Here is a 4,843-nt window from a genome sequence, read left to right as displayed (position 1 = left end):
TCTGCTTCTCCAGCAGCTTGCGCTTGCGGCTGATGTCGCCGCCGTAGCACTTGGCGAGCACGTCCTTGCGCATCGCACGGATGTTCTCGCGGGCGATGATGCGGGCGCCGATGGCGGCCTGGATGGGCACCTCGAACTGCTGGCGCGGGATGAGCTCCTTGAGCTTGCCCGCGAGCATCACGCCGTACGCGTAGGCCGAGTCGCGGTGGACGATGGCGCTGAACGCGTCGACCACCTCGCCCTGCAGCATGATGTCGACCTTGACGAGGTCGGCCTGCTGCTCGCCGGCGAGCTCGTAGTTCAGCGACGCGTAGCCCTTCGTGCGGCTCTTCAGCGCGTCGAAGAAGTCGAACATGATCTCGCCCATGGGCAGCGTGTAGCGGATCTCGACGCGGTCCTCGGACAGGTAGTCCATGCCGTTCAGCTGGCCGCGGCGGGCCTGGCAGAGCTCCATGATGACGCCGATGTAGTCCGACGGCGCGAGGATCGTCGCGGAGACGATCGGCTCGTGCACCGAGGCGATCTTGCCGTCCGACGGGTACTCGCTCGGGTTGGTGACGACGATCTCGCGACCGTCCTCCATGACCACCTTGTAGACGACGTTCGGCGCCGTGGAGATGAGGTCGAGGTCGAACTCGCGCTCGAGACGCTCGCGCACGATCTCCAGGTGCAGCAGGCCGAGGAAGCCGATGCGGAAGCCGAAGCCCAGCGCGCCCGACGACTCCGGCTCGTACACGAGCGCGGCGTCGTTGAGCTGCAGCTTCTCGAGGGCCTCGCGCAGGGTCGAGAAGTCGTCGCCGTCGATCGGGTACAGGCCCGAGAAGACCATCGGGTTGGGGTGCGCGTAGCCGCCGAGCGGCTCGTCGGCCGGGCGCGCGTTCGACGTGACGGTGTCACCGACGCGCGACTGGCGCACCTCCTTCACCCCCGTGATGAGGTAGCCGACCTCGCCGACGCCGAGGTGGTCGGCCTTGACCGGCTCGGGGCTGATGACGCCGACCTCGAGCATCTCGTGCACGGCGTTCGTCGACATCATCTTGATCTTGTCGCGGTGGCTGAGCCGACCGTCGACGACGCGGACGTAGGTGATGACGCCGCGGTAGGTGTCGTAGACGGAGTCGAAGATCAGCGCCCGCGGCGGACCGTCGGCGTCACCCTCCGGAGGCGGCACCTCGTCGACGATGAGGTTGAGCAGCGCCTCGACACCCTGGCCGGTCTTGGCCGAGACGCGCAGCACGTCGTCGGGGTCGCCGCCGATGATGCCGGCGATCTCCTCGGCGTACTTCTCCGGCTGCGCGCCGGGCAGGTCGATCTTGTTCAGCACGGGGATGATGTGCAGGTCGGCGTCCATCGCCAGGTACAGGTTCGCCAGCGTCTGCGCCTCGATGCCCTGGGCGGCGTCGACGAGCAGGATGGCGCCCTCGCAGGCCTCCAGCGAGCGGCTCACCTCGTAGGTGAAGTCGACGTGGCCGGGCGTGTCGATCATGTTGAGCACGTAGTGCGTCCCGGCGTCGTCGCCCGCGCTCTTGGTGAACGGCATGCGGACGGCCTGGCTCTTGATGGTGATGCCGCGCTCGCGCTCGATGTCCATGCGGTCGAGGTACTGGGCCCGCGCGGCACGCTCGTCGACGACGCCGGTGAGCTGCAGCATGCGGTCGGCCAGCGTCGACTTGCCGTGGTCGATGTGCGCGATGATGCAGAAGTTGCGCAGGAGGGACGGGTCGGTCGAACCCGGCTGGGGCGCCGCGCCCGGCGTCGTGGTGCTCGTCATGGTGCCCCCATCCTCCCATCCGGGGCGAGGCCCGTGAGCACGCCCACCGGGGCGTACCCACCGGGGCTCACGTCCAGAGGTAGGCGATGGCGACGTTGACCACGACCAGGCCGGCCACGACGTGCGCGAACGGGTTCGGCGTGGGGCGACGTCGGGTGCCGTGGGCGAGGCCCACCGCGACGAAGGCGATGGCCAGCTTGAGCCCGATCTTGGCGTAGTTCAGGTCGACGTCGGCCGCGGGCGCGACGCCGGTCAGCACGACGCCGAGCACGAAGGCGGCGGTCACACCGACGACCATCGCGAGGTTGAGCTGGGGGCGGCGGATCGTCGTCACGTAGCCGACGAGGGCCACCACCCAGCTGAGGACGTGGAGCCAGACCAGGACGTCGTAGAGCGTCTGCATGCCTCGGATCGTAGGACCCCCTCCCCGCGTCGTGGGGAGCTGGCGACGGTTTCGGCGCGGACTTTCGTCATCAGGTCCACGGAACGCGGGCGAGGCGAGGGGCGCTCGGGGCTGATTTGGGGGCGCACGGTGCTCGCTGGTACTGTGGGTGGTCGCGTGCCCGCACGCACGCCCTCACACTTGCAGCACATTCCCTTCACGCACGAGAGAACAGGTCAGCCACGTGGCGAACATCAAGTCGCAGATCAAGCGGAACCGTCAGAACGAGGCCGCTCGCGAGCGCAACAAGTCGGTGCGTTCCGCGCTGAAGACGGCCGTGCGTCGCTTCCACGCCGCCGTCGAGGCCGGCGAGACCGACCAGGCCAAGGCGTACGCCGCCGAGGCGGGCAAGAAGCTCGACAAGGCCGCCAGCAAGGGCGTCATCCACAAGAACCAGGCGGCGAACCGCAAGTCGGCCATCGCCAAGAAGGCCGCGTCGCTCTGACCGCAGCCCCCCAGCATCGACGAAGGCCCCCGGCACCGCCGGGGGCCTTCGTCGTGCTCAGGCACTGACGACCGCGCAGGGCCGACGCACGCGGCGGCGACGTCAACGCCGGCGTGCGGCCGCGACCTGCAGGACCATGCGCTCGACGGCGTACGCGGGATCGGCCGCGCCGCCCTTGACGTCGATGTCGGCCTGCGCGACCGCGTCGAGCGCACGGGCCAGCCCGGACGGCTCCCACCCCTGCAGCTGACGCCGCAGCACGCGCACCTTGAACGGCGGCGCGCCGACGTGGCGGGCCAGCTCGCCCTCGCCCAGCCGCGCGGGTGCGTCGGCGAGACGGGCGAGCTGGCGCAGCCCAGCGGCGAGCGCGCTCGTGATGAGCACCGGCGCGACCTTGGCGGTCTCGGCCCAGCGCGCCTGCTCAAGCGCGACGTTGATCCGCCCCTCGATGGCGGCGTCGGCGATCTCGTAGCCGCGCACGTCGGCGCGGCCACCGAAGTAGCGGCGCACGACCTCGACCGTGACCTCGCTGCCGGAGTCGAGGGTCGCGGCCAGCTGGTCGGCTGCACCGGCGAGGGCGCGCAGGTCCTGGCCGACGGCGGCGACCAGCAGCGTCGCGGCCTCCTCGTCGATGCGGGTGCCGAGGTCGCGCAGCTCGCCGGCCACCCACCGCGCGTGGTCGCGCTCGTACTTCGGCGCCTCGTTCTTGACCTCGTGGACGGCCGCCTGGGCGCGCAGCTTGTCGAGCAGACCCTTGCCCTTCTGCCCTCCCCCGTGCACGAGCACGACGGCGACGTCGGGGCTGGGGTCCTTCGCGTAGGCGAGCAGCTCGCCCTGGGCGACGTCGGGCAGGTCCTGCAGCTCGGTCAGGACGAGGGCGCTGGCGGAGCTGAAGAGCGACGGGCTGGTGAGTCCGGCGATCTCGCCCGCCCCGAGGCCGCCCGACGTGGCGGTGGCGACCTCGCACTCGGCGTCGGCGGCCTTGATGCCGGCCACGGCGCGCGCCCGGGTGCGGTCGGACAGGTACTCCGAGCTCCCGGTGATGAGCAGGATCTTCCCGAACGGCGACGCCACGCGCCCAGCGTAGTCGTCCGCTCCGACGAGCCCGCCCGACGACGCGGGCGTACGCTCTCGCCATGCCGCTCGACGCCGACGACGTCGTCGCCCACGCCGACGACGCGTGGGTGGACCACCTGGTCCGCTTCGGCTTCGTGGCCTACGGGCTCGTGCACCTCGTGCTGGCGTTCCTCGCTCTGCAGCTCGCGTTCGGGCACCGCAGCGGCTCGGCCGACACCCGAGGCGCGCTGGCGGAGCTGGCGCAGCAGCCGTTCGGCCGGACCGTGCTCTGGCTCGTGGTCGCGGGGATGGCGGTGCTCGTCCTGTGGCGCGTGCTCGAGGCGGTCGTCGGGCACCGCGACGACGACGGCGCGACGCTGTGGGCGGCTCGCGGTGCCGACCTGGTCAAGGCGGTGGTCTACGGCGTCGTGGGCTGGAGCGGCGTGCAGGTCATCGCCCGGAGCGGCAGCTCGGGCGGGTCGGGCAGCGAGACGTGGACGGCGCGCGCCTTGGCCCTGCCCGCCGGCGCGGTGCTCGTAGGCGTGGCCGGGCTCGCCGTCGTGGGCTACGGCGCGTGGACGGCATGGCGCGGACTCAGCGACCGGCACCGCGAGCACCTCGCGACGGAGGGTCTGAGCGGCACCTCGGGCGACTGGCTCCTGCGTCTCGGCGCGGTCGGGCACGTGGCGAAGGGTGTCGCCATCGGGCTGGTCGGGACCCTGTTCTGCTTCGCCGCGCTGACCCACGACGCCGACCGCTCGGGCGGCCTCGACGAGGCCCTGCGCACGGTCCTGCAGCAGCCCTTCGGACCGTGGTTGCTGGCGCTCATCGCGGTGGGGATCGGCCTGTACGGCGTCTGGTGCCTCGCCCGGGCGCGCTACCTCGACCGCTGACCGCTCCCCCGCGACACGACCGACAGGCGTCCGTCGCGCACGACGACCGCGACGTCGCCCTCGTGGTCGGTGCGGTGCACCACCGCGCCGACCTGGCGCAGCATCCGCAGGGCGGTGCCGGTGGGGTGCCCGTAGTCGTTGTCGGCCCCGACGGACACGGTGGCCAGGCGTGGCGCGACCGCACGCGTGAACCGCCACGACGTGTCGGCGCTGCCGTGGTGCGCGACCTTCAGCAC

Annotated in this window: 6 protein-coding genes; 2 read left to right on the top strand and 4 right to left on the bottom strand. The window is 71.6% G+C overall.

Features of this window, described 5'->3' with window-relative positions; translation table 11 throughout:
* On the bottom strand, positions 1–1,771 hold a 1,771-nt coding region (gene lepA, locus A6Q79_RS18235; RefSeq protein ID WP_317698928.1), incomplete at its 3' end, for a translation elongation factor 4.
* A 67-nt stretch (positions 1,772–1,838) separates the two neighbouring features.
* Complete coding sequence (locus A6Q79_RS18230) at positions 1,839–2,174, bottom strand: hypothetical protein (RefSeq protein ID WP_067858791.1); 336 nt, start codon at positions 2,172–2,174, stop codon at positions 1,839–1,841.
* 223 nt (positions 2,175–2,397) lie between these two features.
* Between A6Q79_RS18230 and rpsT the strand changes: the two genes are divergently transcribed.
* Positions 2,398–2,658, top strand: a complete 261-nt coding sequence (rpsT, locus tag A6Q79_RS18225; protein ID WP_067858795.1) for a 30S ribosomal protein S20 — start codon at positions 2,398–2,400, stop codon at positions 2,656–2,658.
* 102 nt (positions 2,659–2,760) lie between these two features.
* On the opposite strand, the gene holA is transcribed toward rpsT, so the two are convergent.
* The gene (holA, locus tag A6Q79_RS18220; RefSeq protein WP_067858798.1) at positions 2,761–3,732 is read right to left on the bottom strand and encodes a DNA polymerase III subunit delta; all 972 of its coding nucleotides are present in this window, start codon (positions 3,730–3,732) and stop codon (positions 2,761–2,763) included.
* 62 nt (positions 3,733–3,794) lie between these two features.
* On the opposite strand from holA, the gene A6Q79_RS18215 reads away from it, so the two are divergent.
* Positions 3,795–4,607, top strand: coding sequence for a DUF1206 domain-containing protein (locus A6Q79_RS18215; protein WP_286689312.1), 813 nt, complete (start codon positions 3,795–3,797; stop codon positions 4,605–4,607).
* On the opposite strand, the gene A6Q79_RS18210 is transcribed toward A6Q79_RS18215, so the two are convergent.
* The coding region (locus A6Q79_RS18210) for a hypothetical protein (RefSeq protein ID WP_317698927.1) at positions 4,592–4,843 on the bottom strand (252 nt) is incomplete at its 5' end. The genes A6Q79_RS18215 and A6Q79_RS18210 overlap by 16 nt on opposite strands.

The organism is Aeromicrobium sp. REDSEA-S32_B7 (assembly GCF_001626145.1).
GTDB lineage: Bacteria > Actinomycetota > Actinomycetes > Propionibacteriales > Nocardioidaceae > Aeromicrobium > Aeromicrobium erythreum.
Note: the sequence above shows the minus strand (reverse complement) of the source record. Positions and strands in the feature narration are given on the sequence as shown.

Excerpts from the sequence above, each read along its gene's own strand:
- A6Q79_RS18215 (WP_286689312.1), top strand. The coding sequence starts at position 3,795 with ATGCCGCTCGACGCCGACGACGTCGTCGCCCACGCCGACGACGCGTGG.
- A6Q79_RS18230 (WP_067858791.1), bottom strand. The coding sequence starts at position 2,174 with ATGCAGACGCTCTACGACGTCCTGGTCTGGCTCCACGTCCTCAGCTGG.